At 41.1% G+C, this 17,232-nt stretch carries 22 protein-coding genes and 1 pseudogene; 9 read left to right on the forward strand and 14 right to left on the reverse strand.

The window, feature by feature from the left end; all coding sequences use genetic code 11:
• Positions 1-348: 348 nt before the first annotated feature.
• The 9 genes from ACZZ95_RS21980 to ACZZ95_RS22020 form a co-directional block, all read right to left on the reverse strand.
• On the reverse strand, positions 349-1,065 hold the full coding sequence (locus ACZZ95_RS21980) for a cation:proton antiporter domain-containing protein (RefSeq protein WP_463470685.1): 717 nt from the start codon (positions 1,063-1,065) through the stop codon (positions 349-351).
• The gene (locus tag ACZZ95_RS21985) at positions 1,046-1,150 is read right to left on the reverse strand and encodes a hypothetical protein (protein ID WP_463470686.1); all 105 of its coding nucleotides are present in this window, start codon (positions 1,148-1,150) and stop codon (positions 1,046-1,048) included. The genes ACZZ95_RS21980 and ACZZ95_RS21985 overlap by 20 nt, the downstream gene beginning before the upstream one ends.
• 187 nt (positions 1,151-1,337) lie before the next feature.
• Positions 1,338-1,733 carry an Hsp20/alpha crystallin family protein gene (locus ACZZ95_RS21990; RefSeq protein ID WP_463470687.1) on the reverse strand — a complete coding sequence of 132 codons (396 nt, stop codon included), beginning with the start codon at positions 1,731-1,733 and terminating at the stop codon, positions 1,338-1,340.
• A 1,003-nt stretch (positions 1,734-2,736) separates the two neighbouring features.
• Entirely contained in the window at positions 2,737-3,582 is an 846-nt protein-coding gene (locus ACZZ95_RS21995; RefSeq protein ID WP_463470688.1) for a type IV secretory system conjugative DNA transfer family protein, read from the reverse strand.
• Complete coding sequence (locus ACZZ95_RS22000; protein ID WP_463470689.1) at positions 3,543-4,307, reverse strand: hypothetical protein; 765 nt, start codon at positions 4,305-4,307, stop codon at positions 3,543-3,545. Before ACZZ95_RS22000 ends, ACZZ95_RS21995 begins: the two co-directional genes overlap by 40 nt.
• Complete coding sequence (locus tag ACZZ95_RS22005) at positions 4,250-4,639, reverse strand: YWFCY domain-containing protein (RefSeq protein WP_463471740.1); 390 nt, start codon at positions 4,637-4,639, stop codon at positions 4,250-4,252. Before ACZZ95_RS22005 ends, ACZZ95_RS22000 begins: the two co-directional genes overlap by 58 nt.
• A complete protein-coding gene (locus ACZZ95_RS22010) occupies positions 4,569-4,715 on the reverse strand; it encodes a YWFCY domain-containing protein (protein WP_463470690.1) in 147 nt (48 codons plus the stop codon). The genes ACZZ95_RS22005 and ACZZ95_RS22010 overlap by 71 nt, the downstream gene beginning before the upstream one ends.
• Before the next feature lie 307 nt (positions 4,716-5,022).
• A complete protein-coding gene (locus tag ACZZ95_RS22015; protein ID WP_463470691.1) occupies positions 5,023-6,015 on the reverse strand; it encodes a relaxase/mobilization nuclease domain-containing protein in 993 nt (330 codons plus the stop codon).
• 54 nt (positions 6,016-6,069) lie between these two features.
• Positions 6,070-6,399: a plasmid mobilization protein gene (locus ACZZ95_RS22020; protein ID WP_463470692.1), complete on the reverse strand. Its 330-nt coding sequence runs from the start codon at positions 6,397-6,399 to the stop codon at positions 6,070-6,072.
• A 479-nt stretch (positions 6,400-6,878) separates the two neighbouring features.
• Between ACZZ95_RS22020 and ACZZ95_RS22025 the strand changes: the two genes are divergently transcribed.
• The gene (locus tag ACZZ95_RS22025; protein WP_463470693.1) at positions 6,879-7,073 is read left to right on the forward strand and encodes a hypothetical protein; all 195 of its coding nucleotides are present in this window, start codon (positions 6,879-6,881) and stop codon (positions 7,071-7,073) included.
• Between the two features lie 948 nt (positions 7,074-8,021).
• On the opposite strand, the pseudogene ACZZ95_RS22030 reads toward ACZZ95_RS22025, so the two are convergent.
• A pseudogene (locus tag ACZZ95_RS22030) lies at positions 8,022-8,491 on the reverse strand (JAB domain-containing protein).
• 440 nt (positions 8,492-8,931) lie between these two features.
• Between ACZZ95_RS22030 and ACZZ95_RS22035 the strand changes: the two are divergent.
• Positions 8,932-9,117 carry a DUF6965 family protein gene (locus ACZZ95_RS22035; RefSeq protein ID WP_463470694.1) on the forward strand — a complete coding sequence of 62 codons (186 nt, stop codon included), beginning with the start codon at positions 8,932-8,934 and terminating at the stop codon, positions 9,115-9,117.
• A gap of 1,007 nt (positions 9,118-10,124) precedes the next feature.
• Here the strand turns inward: ACZZ95_RS22035 and ACZZ95_RS22040 are convergent.
• Positions 10,125-10,574 (reverse strand): response regulator, encoded by a 450-nt coding sequence (locus ACZZ95_RS22040; RefSeq protein WP_463470695.1) that lies wholly within the window; start codon positions 10,572-10,574, stop codon positions 10,125-10,127.
• A 549-nt stretch (positions 10,575-11,123) separates the two neighbouring features.
• Here ACZZ95_RS22040 and ACZZ95_RS22045 point away from each other — a divergent pair.
• The 7 genes from ACZZ95_RS22045 (at position 11,124) to ACZZ95_RS22075 (ending at position 15,112) form a co-directional block, all read left to right on the forward strand.
• Positions 11,124-11,744, forward strand: coding sequence for an alpha-ketoglutarate-dependent dioxygenase AlkB family protein (locus tag ACZZ95_RS22045; protein WP_463470696.1), 621 nt, complete (start codon positions 11,124-11,126; stop codon positions 11,742-11,744).
• Positions 11,745-11,874: 130 nt separating this feature from the next.
• The gene (locus ACZZ95_RS22050; RefSeq protein WP_463470697.1) at positions 11,875-12,051 is read left to right on the forward strand and encodes a DUF3606 domain-containing protein; all 177 of its coding nucleotides are present in this window, start codon (positions 11,875-11,877) and stop codon (positions 12,049-12,051) included.
• 477 nt (positions 12,052-12,528) lie between these two features.
• The gene (locus ACZZ95_RS22055; protein ID WP_463470698.1) at positions 12,529-12,783 is read left to right on the forward strand and encodes a hypothetical protein; all 255 of its coding nucleotides are present in this window, start codon (positions 12,529-12,531) and stop codon (positions 12,781-12,783) included.
• 232 nt (positions 12,784-13,015) lie between these two features.
• Entirely contained in the window at positions 13,016-13,687 is a 672-nt protein-coding gene (locus ACZZ95_RS22060; RefSeq protein ID WP_463470699.1) for a UvrD-helicase domain-containing protein, read from the forward strand.
• Positions 13,674-14,660 (forward strand): ATP-dependent helicase, encoded by a 987-nt coding sequence (locus ACZZ95_RS22065; RefSeq protein ID WP_463471741.1) that lies wholly within the window; start codon positions 13,674-13,676, stop codon positions 14,658-14,660. Before ACZZ95_RS22060 ends, ACZZ95_RS22065 begins: the two co-directional genes overlap by 14 nt.
• Positions 14,635-14,763: a 3'-5' exonuclease gene (locus tag ACZZ95_RS22070; protein WP_463470700.1), complete on the forward strand. Its 129-nt coding sequence runs from the start codon at positions 14,635-14,637 to the stop codon at positions 14,761-14,763. Before ACZZ95_RS22065 ends, ACZZ95_RS22070 begins: the two co-directional genes overlap by 26 nt.
• Entirely contained in the window at positions 14,708-15,112 is a 405-nt protein-coding gene (locus tag ACZZ95_RS22075; RefSeq protein WP_463470701.1) for a 3'-5' exonuclease, read from the forward strand. Before ACZZ95_RS22070 ends, ACZZ95_RS22075 begins: the two co-directional genes overlap by 56 nt.
• A 623-nt stretch (positions 15,113-15,735) precedes the next feature.
• On the opposite strand, the gene ACZZ95_RS22080 is transcribed toward ACZZ95_RS22075, so the two are convergent.
• Genes ACZZ95_RS22080 through ACZZ95_RS22090 form a run of 3 tightly spaced genes read right to left on the reverse strand, consistent with a single transcriptional unit; the run spans position 15,736 to position 17,174 of the window.
• A complete protein-coding gene (locus tag ACZZ95_RS22080; RefSeq protein ID WP_463470702.1) occupies positions 15,736-16,125 on the reverse strand; it encodes an exodeoxyribonuclease VII large subunit in 390 nt (129 codons plus the stop codon).
• Positions 16,013-16,876 (reverse strand): exodeoxyribonuclease VII large subunit, encoded by an 864-nt coding sequence (locus ACZZ95_RS22085; RefSeq protein WP_463471742.1) that lies wholly within the window; start codon positions 16,874-16,876, stop codon positions 16,013-16,015. The genes ACZZ95_RS22080 and ACZZ95_RS22085 overlap by 113 nt, the downstream gene beginning before the upstream one ends.
• Entirely contained in the window at positions 16,842-17,174 is a 333-nt protein-coding gene (locus ACZZ95_RS22090) for an exodeoxyribonuclease VII large subunit (RefSeq protein ID WP_463470703.1), read from the reverse strand. The genes ACZZ95_RS22085 and ACZZ95_RS22090 overlap by 35 nt, the downstream gene beginning before the upstream one ends.
• Positions 17,175-17,232: the final 58 nt, after the last annotated feature.

Here is a 17,232-nt window from a genome sequence, read left to right on the forward strand (position 1 = left end):
TTTAACTAAATCAGCAGTCTCACATTGCAAAACTTACAATGACTGATTTATCAATCAAATCCATATTTAAAAATAGGAAATGAGTTTGTCAGATTATTGCTTTTGCAGTGGCGACTTATAGAGCAGTACGCTGGATTACGGTCAGCCATATGCTAGATACAAGCATTGTTAGTGTTATAACGGCAAGCGTGATTTGATGTATATAATTTCCAACCAGTCCCATCGACGCGGCTGAGCGTAAGGAGTACAAAACTGAATTCTCCGATTTGAGATAACAGACCTCCAGCATATATACTTTCCCTCCAGTTATTTCCAGTAATCTTAAAGAGTATGGAATTGATAAGACTGTTAATTATGAGAACACTGACCGCTACCATGAAAATAGTACCAGCGTTTGCCACAAAAAATGCAAGCATCAAGACGTAGACCTACGGCAAGAAAAAAGAAAGCCATAAAGAAGACTTTAAAGGGGATCAGTGATTTCCCCAGCCAGCGCGTTGCTTTGTCCCGGCCTATTATTATTCCGGCCGCAAAGGCACCAAATGCGGGTGATAGGCCAAACCAGGAACTTATCCCTGCCATTCCGAAACATATGCAGAAGCCAATAAACACCTGGAGATCGTGGTCAGCAGTAATTTCCTTTCGCATGGGAATATGAAAAATCCTTTTAGTGATGGTCGCCCGTAAAAATAGAAGTATGAGGATGCCTCCTATACAAACTTTTACGAGTTCAAAAAAAGATATCGCACTTCCGTAGATAAAGTTTAAAGATAAGATCATTGGTACAACAAGTATGTCCTGCATCAAAAGTACGCCACAAGTTATTATACCAAGTCGGCTTTTAATTTGTCCTGTGCGTTCCAGATACTGAAATACGATTGCAGAGTCGCTGAGACTTATTATAAAAGACAATAGTATAATGCTGTTGAACGTCCAGCCCAAATTCAGGCCTATAAAATAAACTGCGACAAAACTCAATAGAATCTGAACCAAAGCAATTACAAAGGGTTGATAAAAATTCTGCCTGAAATGGTCCAGGTCTATATCAGTGCCAATTGAAAACATAAGCAAGCACAATGCCTATTTCACCTAATTCCGATGCCACTTCAGGAGCAGGGATTACATTCAAAAGCTCCGGGCCCATCAGCACACCTGCTATAATATATGCTATAAAATAAGGCTGTTTAAAACGGCGCGAGCAACAATATGAAAAATAAGACTACACAGGACAGCACAGCTATCGCAGAGAATAATTGTGAAGACATAAATCAATATTTAATAATGATAAAAAGCTGTCCTCACGGACAGCTTAAAATGGGAAAATAAGGGATCAAAAATTAAGCAATTTCAATCATCCTTGGAGGCTTTTGCTTTGCCTGCTCTTTTTTTGGTATCGACAGCCGCAGAAGACCATTTACATAACGGGCACTGATCTTCTCTTCGTCTACCACATTTTTAGGAAGTTCAAAACTTCTCTGGAAAGATTGATAACTGAATTCCCTGCGGGTAAAATTCTCCTGCTGGCTTGTGTGCTGATTTTGCTTTTCTGAAGAAATTGTCAGCAGATTACCGTCAAGAGTTACTTTAAAATCATTCTTCTCGAGTCCCGGAGCGACAACTTCGACTTCATAATGGTCTGCAGTTTCCTTGATGTTTACTGATGGCGACTGTGGTGCTTGTTGTAGAAAAATTTTTGTTTTCCCAATTGAAAAGCTCTCGGCCAAAAACATCATCAAAAAACGTACGCGATAAACCAGTGTGCTGGTTTACATTTCTCTTGATAAGATTCATAACATTTTACTTTTAATTGTTATACAATATTTTTTGAACATGACACTGTGAAATGTCAAACTTAAAAAAAACCAAAATTATGCCAGATCAAAAAAATGACATTATTTCAGTTTTGCGACGAAAAAATGTCATTTTAAGCTTCTTTTTTTATAGTGCGAAGCACCACGATTGGTACTTCAATAAGACAGCTACATCTAAATACAAAGCTCTAAAGGAAGATACAAATAAAAAAGAGGTCATTTTTTCACTAACGTAAAAACACTAAGTAGTATGAAATGAATCTTTAAATAGCAGGGTTGAAAATAAAAAAGCCAGACAAGTATTGGTAAGCTCAATAGCTGTACGATTCAAGAAGCATCAGAGGCGGCATTTGAAACAAATGTATTTGTATCACAAGTCAAACAGCTTTTTTGTACGGAATTTTTAAGAAATAAAATCAAAAGCTTGAGTCGCTGTAAGTAGTTGCTGCAAAAGGAACTTAGCTTATTTTAGAAAACAGCAGTATTACAATAAAAAACACTATTGAAAAAACTATAATATTGATGATCCTGCTTTTTCTCTTTAAGGATTTCTGTGCATACTTTAGTCCTCGTATCTTACTTTTTGTTTCATTTGTTTTCATTTTAATCACTTTTAAATTATCGAATCTGGCTAAAATTACTTTGCTCAATCAACAAATCCTTATAGTTTTCCCTACTGAATTTTTCAAAATTTATATGTATGAGCACCCTTTTTTAAATATTAAATGCTTCTTTCGAAACCTTATTACCTGCAATTTGCGACCTACATGAAAAGATGGTTGGGATTTCGCGACCAAAACCGACCTTTATCTGCAACATACTTTTGGTAAACTATTCTAAGTACCTCTTAGTTTAGTTAGGCATACAAACTGCAGGTACTGCGTCATTTGTGAAACTGGCAGGCCACAAACTGCAAACCCAAGAGTTATTTCTTAATGATCAAATAAGAAAGTGCGGGATCATTCAAAAGCCTGTCCATCTCGGTATAAATAATCTCCTGCACATCGCGCTTGATCTGGCTGTAATTCTGCTGGATCATCCCGCTGTCCAGTTTTCTCACCGGCGGTATTTCCTTGTAGCCCAACTCCTCTTTTCGTAAAGCTTCATGATCGTTTACAATCTGGGAGTGAAAGGTCTTCAGTTCCATTTTACAGTCTGGATTATCAGCGGTCATCCCAACAAATTCCCCTGAACTCAAAGAAGAAATCTTGGAAGGCGGCACGGCCGCTTCGAGCTGTCTGGAACGGCTGACCGAAGTATCGGAGCTGTTGATCGATATGCTTTCCCTGTCCTGCATGATCTTGCCAAAACGCTCTGATAACTGCTTTGCCGTATCGCCGGTTACCTGTCCCGAGATAATATTTCCCGTGATGTTTAAAATCACATCGGCCTGCTCCCTGCCGTAATCTTTTCGCGACTGGCTGAAGTCCTGCACCCCCAGGCAGGTACTTACCTTATTGCTCCTGGCCGTGGCAATAAGGCTGTCCATATTATTGAGATAAATGGTTGGGAACTCATCAAAAATAAGGCTCGATTTGAGCTTTCCTTTTTTATTGACCAGTTTGACCAGACGGTTTACATACAGCGATAATACGGCACCGTAAATCTGTATTTTCTGCGGATTGTTTCCCATGCAGACAATCTTGGGCTCCAGTGGATTATTAATATCCAATGTAAAATCATTTCCAGAAAGCACGTAATACAACTGGGGAGAAGAAAGCCTGGCCATGGCTATTTTAGCCGATGCGATCTGCCCTTCGAGCTGGTCCATGGCATCATTGAGATAGGCATTAATAAAAGGGTTAATGAGCACCTCGATTTCCTTATCGGTGCGCAGCAGGTAAAGAGACTGTCATATTCTGCCTGCATGAGTTCGATGACATGCGGCAGGGTGCAGAATTCCCCGTCCTTATAGCGTCTGAGATACCAGATCACCGCTGATAAGAAGTTGATCGGCGACTCCACAAAAAAGTCTCCCTGACGTTTGATCCATTCGCGGTTGAGTCCCATCAGAATAGTCCTGGCTGACTCCGAGGCATCGGTAATATCTTCCATGCTCTGAGGGTCTAAAGGATTGCACCGGTGCATGATGTTATCAAAATTAATAAAGTAGCATTTAGGCATGACTGCGTACACATGCTTGTATTTTTCAAAGGTATTGTAGACAATTTTGGAAAGATCATCGTATTTAAAATCATATACAAACATGCTGAAACCTTTGGCAATGTGCTGGGTGATGACATGACGGATCACAAAATAGGATTTGCCCGAGCCCGGGGTGCCCAATACCAGCATCCCGCGAAATGGATTAATGATATTAATCCAGCTTTTTCTTCGTTTGTTTTTTAAATAATACTGGGCCGGCAGGTTGATGGAATATTCATTTTCCAAAAGGCGTTCTTCCTGCGGAAAGGTTTCATTTTCACTGTTAAAAATATCTACGGCAGACAGCCTGTTTTGAAGCGTACGCGAGAGCAGTGTCCCGCCGGAAAGCACCAGCAGAAATCCCAGAATAGTAAGTAAAATATAAAGACAAGCAAGACAGTGATAACCGAAAACGACAGCCTTAAAATAACACCGCCTGCCAAATAAATAAGCGACCCTGAAACGATATAATATAGTGCGGTTTTAAACTGCAGTTTTTCGTCTTTACGCCCCTTTGCCCCCAGCAGTGAAATCAAAAGCAGTCCCAGCGTCGCGAGCTTGGAAATATAAAAATTTCCAAAGAGACCTGTGTTGTAAACCGACCTTAGGATTTTATCTCCGACAGGACTTGTAAAATCCCACAGAGCAAAAGCGCTGTAACAGTAATAATAAAAATGCAGCAGACAAAAGCATAATGCTCATCAGCCTTGTCATATCGAGTATTTTTCTCAGTGCCTGTTCGTTTTCCCCTGTCTGCATAACCTTCCAATTTAGATGATTTCTTTCTTTAACTAATTCCTATTCGAAGGCCCTTTTCTTCTTTTTTTCCTGCTCCTAACCTTAAACTTTCCAGAAACATAATCGGCCTGCCACTCGGCTTTTAGCGGCTCCTGGATCCCGCTGGCAAATACCTCGCTTACACCAGCACCGGCATACTGTCTGCTGCTTATCCTGACCGTCCATTTCGAGCACATCCTTCTGTATGATAACAGCCCTGTATTCAACTGTTTTTTCACAGCGTTCCAGCACGGCTTTGGCGCTGTAATTCCTGCCCAGCTCACTGCCGTTAAAAACGCTTTTGGTTGCATGATCCACATAGGTGATACCGTATAAACTGCCAGTCGTCGCTCTTCCTTAAAACCGTATCAATTCCTTGGGCGCGCGACATTAAAATAAGCTTCTGAAAATGCGTTTCCCCGCCCAGTAAGGCGGTGTCCACAGCAGTACGGATTCTCTTTTTTTCAAAGCTTTTCTCGGTGCTGTTTAGCTCGAAACGGCGCTCCAGAAAAGCAAGGGTTGGGCGAATGGAAAAATCACTGGCTTTTATAGGTACACCAGCCGGCTTTCCGTCTGGGTCCAATATGCGGTATACCAGTCCCCCGGAGGTAAAAATCCGCGAGTCTTCACTGCCCCTGTCGGCCTTTACCCCGTACAATTGCAAAACGGCATTAAGGGTCGCCAACGAGGTATAACTGTAGCTGTACAGCACAGCGCCCAGCACATTGGACAGCGCTTTTTTAGATTCCATTTTACCATAACAAACCTTCACTGCGGCAGGTTTTTTGATAAGTGAAACCTGCTTGGAATTTCTGCCCTGCGCCTTGACCAGACCAAACGCTTTTTCAATTTCCTTTCGGGCTTTCTCCGACTGATTTTTTCCAATGTTCTGCATGTCGATTCTCGATCCGTCGGCCCTTATTTTAATCGAGACCAGATGAATGTGCGGATGCCCGGCATCCTGATGCTCATAAACCAGATAAGGCTGGCTTCCAAAACCTATTTTTTCCATGTAACTGTCCGCGATTTCCAGAAGCTTTTCCCTGGTGTAATTCTCCGAGGGATGAAAGTTCAAAGAGATGTGCACCCCGGCGCGCTTCACATTCTCATTCAGGGCAGTCTGCCCGAGCAGTCTTTGGAGTTTCATGGAAAAATTCATGCGCTCCACAGCCATTGGATAATTCCCCTCCCCGATGCACTCTGCCTGTGCTGTTTTGACCTTATTTTCATTGTATGATAAAACGGCGCGAACCGAGCGACTGGTCTTTATTACTGCAACCATCTGACGGCTGTTTTATCCATCCATTTTTGAATCACTTCAAGTCTTTCAAGCAGTTCACTGCGCTGGGCCTCGGTGCTTGCTGATCCAGTACCTGAATTCTGGAATCTGTCTCAGGGTATGGAGTTTTTTAACCGACTGGTTAAAGTTGTTTGCCACGGCACTGAACTCCTTTCTCAAGCGGATCATTTCAAGCATAAATTCATCCAGGGATTCATTTCGGTACCTGGTTGTTATGGGTTTATTCAAAAGACAGTCGCGCATATACTCGCTCATCTGACGGCAGGTAGTGCCTTTAAATTTTTTCTCGATCGCCGTAAACTCTGCGGCGGTAAACCTAACAGCCGCTATACGGGTTCTTTTTACATTTTTTTTCTCCATCATCATTTCTCCTTTATAATTCGTTTTCTCCGTTATTTCCTAACCTGGTGCTCGTTCCTTGGGGTGCATTACAATATGCTTCTGGGTTCACCAGCCCTGCTCTTTGGGGCAGTTTACCTTTATAAATCTCTGCCTGCGAGTTCCGAGCAAAAGGCGACCAGATCGTTTGTTAAACAAACGGACATCTGGCCGACTGCAGGAACGAGGCAGTCTTTCCAGCACATAAAAACAGCCGCATCTCCAAAGCTCTTTTTCAAAACATCATTAGCGAAATTAGAAAACAGCAGAGGATCCTGCCCATCCCGGCCATATTTTGAACGGGCTGTTTTTAAAGCTTCTGACTATCTTTGAAGAGAGAATATTATGAATTTAAAACGTGGAAATTATGCTGACAGAAAATGATGTGGTGCGGGTTTTTGATACCATTTTGAGTATCCCCGCAATGAATGAAATGGTAAGAATGGATTTGAAGATTTCACGAAAAAATGTCTTCGCTGCTCCATCATGTAATGCGGCTCGGCCTGAACCAAAATGAAGCAGGCTCCTCGGTGCTGCTGCAAAGCATTCCAAAGGAAAACACAGCCGAGCTCCAGCGGCTTGCAGAAGAATGCCTGCGACGGGCCGGACTGACGCAACTCAATGAAAAACTCTCGGGTCTTGGAGCAGACAAAAAGCAGTAAAAATGAATCGGACGCGACCTTAAAAAAAGGCTGTGTTCTTTTTTTTTTTATAAGATGATCAAACCGTGTCAAAACAAAATCAAGGGAAATGCTAGCGAGCATCTTTTTCAAAGCTGTTTACCTGTCCTGCAAATACAATAACTGTACTGTTTTATAATGACAGAGAATATCTGATATTCGCTGGGGAAAACGCTTTTAAAAAGTTATAGTAAACCAAATATGGCGTCAGGAACTAAACTCGTCGCCGGCCTAACTAAAATCAAAAAGAATGAGTTTTGAATTGGATGATATCTATTTTTTAGAAAATTACGAAACCCTTTTGATAATAGAAAATCATATTTATTTATCCAAAAGGAAATATTTTTCTATGGAGCATTTTAAAAATGACAGTCGCTAGCGATAAGAATCTCATTGTAATAAATACAGAAGAGATCTTGAAAATAAATTTCAATGACCGGAGTGAACACCTTACTATTGAAACTAAATTAAAGTCATTTGAGCTCCTATTTTTTAGCAACAAAATGATGCTTGGATTTGTTTCCAGGACTTTACCTTTTTTGACTTTAGAACAAACAGAAAAAGAATTAAGCGACCTTCAAAAATTACTGCCGGCCTTGTTTATTTTTCTAATAATTACCAGTACCTTGCTATTGTTTGGGATCGAAAATAATTTCATCTTATTAATTAGTCTGCCATTTGGATTTGCCGCTTATCACATATATAAAAAGTATGGAAACAGCAAAAATATATCCTATACTAAACCTTAATAAAAGCTGTCAGGTTAAAAGCCCTGTAACAATTTGAGGTGAACTGCTTTGTCTTTTCGCTGTACTCGAATGGGAAATTAGATTGAGCTGGCTTTCGTAAACCAAAAAACCAGAAAATAATAAGGCTGTAACTTCTATTTTTTCATTCTATTTTTCTTTTAATACAATTAAAGAAAAGGCGCTATAAAGCGCCTTCATCTGCAAAGGAATAGTAGCTTTCAGCTGTTAGGATCAGGTGGTCGAGCAGTTTAATATCCAAAATCGTTCCTGCCTGAGCAATCTTTCTGGTGATCATTATATCGGGCTGTGAAGGAACTGTTCCTCCTGAAGGATGATTGTGGGCAATAATGATTCCTCGTCGCGCGGGCTTTAAGTCGTCGCGGTAAATAAAACTCTTATATCCACCACTGTTCCTGACATTCCTCCTGAGGAAGCTTCATAAAGGCCCAGAACGGTATTGGACTGGCTCAAAAGAAGTACTTTGAACTGCTCTAGAAATTCAATTTTGCAGGGATCCCAGCAGTCTTTCAGAATCGTGTAGGCACATCTGGAGGAGCTGATATGAGGTCTGTCTGAACTTTTTACTTTTGATTTATAAATCAATTCGATTTCTGAAACGATTTTCCAGTTGTTGTCTGCTGTAGTTTTCATGATGCTAAATATTTAAGATTAATTTTAGCACCTCTGCCGGGCGACGCGAAGCGAGCGCAGAAAGCAACGCAATAAAGCAGGACGGATGTCCTGCATTTATGGGGGAATTTTTTGCGGCGAACCGCACCGCTCTGCCCGACCTTTGTGATGGAATTAACGGTATTTAGATCCCCAGGCGATGCGCCTTAACCGCAGGCTGAAAGTACTGTGGACATACCCTTGAAAACCTGTGTAAAAAAGCTTTGACAGGCCATAAAAAAAAATCCAAACTGCATAGCTCTGGAAGTCAGAACAGTGAAAAAAAATTAAAAAAAAATCCATAGCAAAAACAAGACCTAATCCCTCGCGGGTGTTGCCTTTTATGCTCCTATGAGCTATTTTTGCAGTATGAATCACGAAGAAATACAACGCTATTTTGAAAGCATCCACCGCCAGTAGAAGTGGATTGGAAGCCCTGGGCTAAAATTACCAATACGCAGGTTTTTTTAAAAAGTCGCTACATAGGAATTAAAAATTTTAATGGTCCTTTGGAAAGATGCCCCGCATGGTGGCATCTTAGGGATTTTTACCTCCATATTAAAAAAACAGCTTCTGAGCCAGACACCAAAGAAAAGCGTACACAATAAACAATGCTATTAAACGCAGAAATCAAAAAACCGCCCTGTATCAAATACAAGACGGCTGTCCATAAAAACATAATCTTCCAAATGTATGCTTCTATCTGTTTTTGTTATTTTTTAAAACTACAGGTGATTGTACAGGTATTACCGAGGAATGTCTGTTCAAAAAAAACTTTGAAAAGCACAGCAAATCGTACAGTGCACTCTGCATCCCTTATTAACTGAAATAAAAAAGGCACCAGAATTTTTAAGCGCCGCTAGATTAAACATTGCAAATGCCCTTATCGGGTATGAAAAATTCACTCTTTATAAAAATTAAAGGTACTGCGTTTTTCAACCTAAAATACAAAAGTGTCATTTAGTTTAAAAAAAGTGTTATTTATACGATTTGAAATTCGATAAAGTACCCTGCAGTTTATAAATTCAATTTTTAGCACGTAAAGCTCAGAAGAAAATTAAAAACTTTTTATCTTAAATTTCATATTTTAAAATTTTGGCGAAGATTTTCACACCAGCAGTAAATTTTTATTATTCATGACGAAACTAAAACTGTTAGTATATGCTCTTAATGAAAAGTGTATTGCAAATCAAGTGAATACAGAAGGGTTTATAATTGCTAACATATTATATAGAGAAATCCTTTTTATTTCCTTCTGCTGCGCGCAAAAAGTATATCGCTAACGTGTCTGCGTCTTGTTGCTCGCTAACTGCCAATTAACGGAAAAAACGAGTAGAAATTATAAAGTTTATCGCAAAGCACAATTTTTAGAATTGCTGTTACTAAATAAACGATAAGGTATGCCATTAGAAAATGCATTTTTGAGCAAGAACGTTCAAAACCAGACCGATTGATCTATTAATTAAAGATCTACAAGAACAATTATTTAAAGTATGGGACGGCATTTTAATTTTATCAATTCAACCAGTCTTGTCCATATACAGCACTTCCCAAAAGCCGTCAGCACTAAAGTAGTAGTAAATGATATAGCGCATTGGCTTAATTCTGGAAAGCATCAAGCCAGCAGAAATTTTTTTATATCTTTCTTTCCAGTGCTCCAGTCATAATCCAGTACCCTTTTCACAAGCTCCTTCAATCCCTGAAAACTGTCTGGTTTGACCGCATACAAATCTGCTCCGAGTTCATACGACAGATCAATATTCTCGGCACTCCTGCTTGTGGAAAGCATTACAATTTTGATTTTGTTCAGCTTATTTTTTGCACTACGGATTTCTTTGAGACAATCCAGACCATTTATGCCCGGCATATTAATATCCAAAAAGATAATCTCAGGCAGGCAGTTTAAACTCGTGTAAAGTCTTTCAAGAAGCTGTTTTCCATCTTCAGACGCTTTAACTACAGCCGGCAGTTTCAAATCCAGCACAGCTTCAAAAAATAACATTCTGTCATCTTCGTCATCGTCTGCTAAATAAATAACTCTTTGTGGATTCTGTTGTTCTAACATAATTTTTATGATTTTAACGCCGTTTCAAATTTAAACTTGCACTGGACCTAATCAAAAGATGCGGTCAATGTCTCAGGATAGAATTAAATTTGAAATACAATAGCTATAAATATAAGCATTTTATCTGTAAAGTATTCTTAATAACAACCAGAAATATACTAATAAAATCATAAAAAAAACACAAAAGAGTTTCACTAACTCAGAGTCGCATTCCTTGATAAAGATAAAAACGATACCTGTAAGTTTTCACGCACCCAATTCTCAAATAAGCTATCATATGATCTTTTACCAGCTTAGCGAATAGCACAGCGTATTTGGAGTTTGTATTTTGTTATTATTTATAACGGAAAAAACTTTAAAAATTGTTCCAATGTGTATTAATTTTGATTTGTACCATATAGAAGATCATGGGCAGGGTAAAAATCCAGCTATTCAAATGGACAAGTTTTTCGACGCAAGAGCATTAAATTAACCTGCCTAGAGATAAATAAGCCCTTAACCTTTTTTCAGCTTTGAAGTTTACTAGTATGGATTCTTAAAATCAAGATTATGATGCTATTTGATGAAACCGAAATTTTTTGCTGTGGAAACGGCGGCAGACGCCTGTTTGACGTTCCTGATGCAGACCTTCTTTTAATTGATAATTTCTTTAATAAGCGACAGTCGGACCATTATTATAAGGTGTTATACCACGGCACCCAGTGGCGGGAATATGAAATGCCGATGTATGACAAGGTGGTAACAGCACCGAGAATGATCTCTTGGTATGGACAGACCAGCCGTGTGGAGCGACAATCAAATCCCCTGTGGCCCCGCGAACTGCCGCAAATCAGGGAGCGTGTGGAGCAAGAAACCCAGATTGCTTTTAATGCCGTACTGCTTAATCTTTACAGGGATGGTAGTGACGGTGTAGGATGGCATAGTGATAAAACCACCAGTAGCAACAAAAACATGAACATCGCCTCGGTGACTTTCGGAGAAACCCGATTGTTCCGCCTGCGTCATAAATTTCTCAAACACCTCCCTCCGATAGAGATTCCCCTGCACCACGGCAGTTTTCTGCTTATGGCCGGAAGCACTAACACCTACTGGGAGCACCAGGTGCCCAAAACAGCCCGACAGGTACTGCCCCGAATCAATCTCACCTTCCGCCAAGTTAGAGAAACTTAAGTTCCTGCACGTCACCACCAAAACTTAACACACTGTAAATCATTACAATCCTGTAAAAATCACCTTTTATAATATAACAGATTTGTTAGCCCTGATGCTAACTTTGGATAAATTCTAAAATTTAAAAATCATGGACGACAAATCGAACATAGCAAAAGAGGATTCTTCTATCCATATAGGCGAACCACTAGAGGTGCAGTACTGGTCTGAAAAACTCAATGTGCCTGAGGAAGTATTAAAAAATGCCGTAAGGGCGACCGGGACCTGTGTGGAAGATTTCACCGAAAACCTGGAGCAGAAAAGCTGATCGCATGCCTTGGTATAAAGGGGACTATCCCCCATCTTACAAGAACCAGCCGGCGGCCCTTAGAGAGAAAGCAGTGGAAATAGCCAGCGCACTGCCTTGCAGGACGGCGCAGATGAAGCAGACGAGCAATAGCAACGGGTCTTAAACAGGCACGCGAACTATTGACAAATCACAAAGAGAAAAACCATAAAACGGAAAATCATGGAAAACAGCGAGCTATAAAAACAAGGACAGCCAGCACGAAGAGCATCGCATTGAAAGGGAATCAGATACTACGCACGATAGCTCTTCAAGAGAAAGCGCCTCTGAAAAAGTACGCCTGAAAGAAGGTCCCTGGCACGATAAACAAGAAACAGAAAAACAGTACAAGCCCGAAGGAAAGAGCATTGAAGAGGCAACCGACCCTTCTAAACTCTCACAATTATAAAGGCTTTATTACAGATAAAATTAAAGAGGTAACACTAAATAAATAAAAAAATGATGTCAAATGAAAATTACGATAACTACGATCAGGATGAACGTACTTATCACGCGGCGGATGATTCCATAAATTCTGAACTACTGGAGAAAAAAGATCCAGCAGTCAACCAGCATGAAAATGACACCACTGGTATTCACAAGGATACTTACGAAAATCATGATCATACTGATCCTGATGACCGTGACCCGGACGCCGATAGAAGAACACTTGATGAGGAAAAAGCTGTTGAAGACGATGATGAGGAAGATTAAACAGTCTACTTTAAAAAAAAGCATTCGGCCAAGCAGAGATCTTGAAGAGAATTTTTTACTATACTAAAGAATTCTCTTCAAGATTTTATTTTGAATTCAAATGTGATTCTTTGCTCGGTGTACTGCGGCTTGCAATAAATTAGTAAATTTGTATAAGGGTTCCCTGGTCTGCCCGTGGAGCATAATCACAGCCAAACTAATACGTAAGACCCACAACAATTACTGCTTTACAATGAACGATCCGATTTTAGAAAACCTTAATTCCAGCCAGTCGCAGGCCGTAAAAACCACAGAAGGCTACGTGCGTGTTATTGCGGGAGCAGGATCAGGAAAAACCAAGGCATTGACCTCCAGGTTTGCCTACATCGTGGACAGGCTTGGTATTAATTCCTCCAATATTCTCTGTGTAACCTTTACCAATAAGGTCGCACAGGAAATGAAAAAGCGTGTTAAGGCACTAATCGGAGATACGTATGATGTAAGTTTGATCACCACTTATCACGGCTTCTGCGTAAGGTTCCTGCGCGAGGAAATCAATAAAATACACTACCCCAGAAATTTCATCATACTGGATGCCGAGGATCAAAAAAGCATCCTCAGGGATGTTTTCACCGAACTTCAGATCAATTCCAAGCATCTGACCTTCAAACAGGTGCTCCGTTTTATTTCCAAGCAGAAAAGCACTTCAAATTACCTCTCGTATATACTAGAAAATAAAAGCTTTGAGCCCGATGAAAGCGACTCTTTATCGAGCAGTGTGTTCCAGATTTACCTCGACAAACAAAAACGCAACTACGCTCTTGATTTTGATGACCTGATCCATTTTACTGCCTTTATATTAGACCACAATGCCGACGTGCTTTTAAAATGGCAAGCAGAACCTGCATTATATTCAGGTCGATGAGGCGCAGGACAGCTCAGAAAGCCAGTTCCATCTGGTAGAAATGCTTTCGCGTGTCAATCAAAACCTTTTTCTGGTCGGGGATCCTGACCAGACTATATACGAATGGCGCGGTGCCAAACCGGAGTATCTGGTTGAATTTGACACGATGTTCCCCGATACCCAGACCATTATCATGAACCGCAATTACCGCTCCACCCCTAACATACTCAAAGTAGGCAATCATATCATTAAAAACAATACGGTAAGGGTGGACAAGGATATGATCACCGACAAACCCGAAGGATTTGAAGTGGTGCATTTCCATGGAAAAAATGATTTTGAGGAAAGCCTCTGGATAGCCTCTGAAATCAAGGACATCCTACAGACAGAAAACGCTTCCTATTCAGATGTCACCATCCTGTACCGTTCGAATCATCTCTCGAGAAATATTGAACAGGCACTTATTAAACAAAACATTCCGTATACTATTTTCGGAGGTATCCGCTTTTTTGAAAGAAAAGAAATAAAGGATGTACTCTCGATGCCGCGCCTGATAGTGCAGGGCGATAACTTCTCCTTTCTGCGCATGCATAACCAGCCCTCGCGGGGTCTTGGCAAAAAATTTCTCGAAAGGCTCAGTCTTCTGGCCGGGGAGCAGAACCTTTCCCTTCTTCAGGCACTGGAGCGTAATACGGGCGATAAGGAACTTGCCAAAAAAGGGGCGCTGGATTTCGTAAAACTGATTACCGAGCTCAAAGAAGATGCTAAAACCAAATCCATATCGGATCTGGTCAAAATCATTCTTGATAAAAGCGGTCTTTCGGAACTCTACCGAAAAGATGGTGACCAGGACCGTTTGGAGAATATTAAGGAGCTGGTCAATTCCATGCTACTGCTTGAAAAGGAAAATAACGCGCCGGTCAATATTTCAGAATACCTGCAGGAAATTGCCTTGTATACCGATTTGGATGCCGAGAACCAGCAAGCAGGATAAGGTAAAACTAATGACCATCCATATTTCCAAAGGACTGGAATTTCCTTATGTTTTTCTCTGTGGTTTTTCCGAAGGGGTGTCGCTCCAGCGCACTTTCCATTAAGGAAAGAAGAAAACGCGCCATCGAGGAAGAAAGGAGACTGATGTATGTAGCGGTTACCCGCGCTGAGAAAAGGTTTTACATGACCGATTCGGAAGGCTTTAATTTTACGACAGGGCTTAACAAATACCCTTCGCGCTTTCTTTTTGAGATCAGTGAAGAATTTTATATTCGAAAAGGAAAACTCTCCCCTGAAATCATTCAAAACAGTAAAGTACAACCAAACAATAACCAGCCTGATAATGACACTGCCTTCAAAGAAGGCGATCTGGTCGTCGCATCCAGTTTGGAACAAGGGAAAAGTAACAGCGGTGGAGACAGAAAAAAAACAGTATATCGTGGATTTTTTTGAAATAGGAAAACAAAAACCGATCGATTTCGGCTTTAGGGGCCTGAGACCTGCAGATGATCTGGGTCAGACAGTCGCTTTTACCGCACAGGACCTGCAGGAGCACTTGACCGCCGCACCAAATCCCTTTGAGCGACAGAACACCAGACCCTGATCCAAATGTTTTTCCAGATACCCAAAAAACGGATCAAAGCACTGCTGAGAGCGGCACTGAGGAAAAAAAATGGTGGAAGCCCTGGAACTAGCAGTGCGGCTTTTGGCAGGTACTCCCAGTACAATAATTCTTTATATGTAAAACCCCATTATTCAAAGGAAAAATGGGGTTTTACAATTTCGGCTTGGACTGTACAAATACCTGCACTTCATTCAGGTATTCTCTTTACAGGCTTATATATCAGTATAACGCAGTAAAACCCCGTTTTAGTATAAAAATGACCAATCAGCCTGCAGGATTTTCCATACTGCTGATGATTTTGCCCACCTCTTCTTCGGTAGATTTGAGTTTGGCCTGGCAGAAAGCAATAAGTCAGCGAAGCTCTTTTTTACCTTAGCGGCAAGCTCATCCACCGAGATCGTTTCATTTTCTATTTCTTTGGCAATAGCCGTTAGTTCCGTCTGCCGCGGTCTCATAAGTCAGTGTGGTTTCCATCGTATTGTATTTTTTCTTTGACCGTGCTTTTCAGCACTGCATCTTTTAATAGTATTTCTATATCTTCCCCTTCGTGTATTTCCGAGGCCCCATTGACAATTTTATTACGTGATCGTATAATGGCATATCCTTTACGAAGTATATTCTCAGGAGACATTAGTTTTATGCTCTGCTGGTAATGTCGCAGATTTTGGTTTTGGGCGCGGAGATACTGATTGGCGACAGTCTTCAGATTTGCCGCGATATACTGCGACTCATTTCTTTTCTGCCGCATGATATACTGCGGTATGCCGCAGGGTCTGCTGGGCGGTATAAAGCAGTCTGCCCTGCGCATTGGAAAGCACCTTTCTGCTGTTATGCGCCACATCCTGCCGGATCTCCATCAGCCGCTGTTTATGACCTGAAAGAAGCTCTGCTGCATTATGGGAAATACTGCTTTTGAGTTCATTGAGCTCCTTGTAATGCTTAAGGAAAAGCTGCTGTGACTTTAGTGCAATAGTCCCCTGCAGTGAGAGGATTCCCTGCTCAAAACTGCGGTTATGCGCTATGATAAATTCAGCCGCCTTAGTCGGGGTCTTGGTATGGGTATGGGCCATCATATCGGTAAGACTGATATTTTTCTGATGCCCGATACCTGTGATCACCGGAATGGGAAACTTGGTCGCTGCCCTGGCTATATTGTAATTGTCAAAAATCAGAAAATCGGACTGTGCCCCGCCTCCCCTTGTGATGACAACCGCATCATAGGGTATACCGCTCGTGTACACCTCAATGAGTTTATTTAAAAAGAGCCTGGCATTGTTATCTCCCTGAACCACGGTATGATAATCATCAATTTGGAAAACATATCCAAAATCATTGTGCCGCATGGTATGGCGGAAATCCTCATTTCCTGCCGAACTGCTCGAGGAGATTACCGCCACCCTTTGGATGACCGCTGGAAGGGGGAGTCTGCTGTTGAAGGTGGAATATCCATCTGCCAGTTTTTGGATAAAATCATTTTCCCTTACCAGTCTCTCCAGTGTAGCATTACGCTGCTGTTCGAGAATCCCGAGCATAAAATTACTGTCGATATCCAGAAGATTAACCGAAAGCCCATACAGCGGATGGTAATCCACGCTGAGCAAGCACCAGCACATGCAGATTGTTGGTGAAGCGCTGTCCTGTGGTTATTTCAAAATCAAGGATCCGCAGTGCACCTGCTCCCCATGACTTGCCCAGTATCTTAGCTGTTATGGCATTTCCGGAAACTGCTTTTTCCACCAGTTCAAAGTAATGGATTTTCTTATCGGCCTTAAAAGAATGATTGGTAATATCCGCCGCCACCCAGTACGTCTGCCCCCTAAAGCGGTCGTTGATCGTGTCCTGGATTTTGTCATTAAGCTGTGAAAGCCTGATATACTGGTCGGATCCCATAAGGTTATAAAAAAGGATTAATTTGCCGTGCTGGTTTTGCTTGGAGCGCTAAGGTACT

It is taken from the genome of Flavobacterium sp. AC267, from assembly GCF_979258715.1.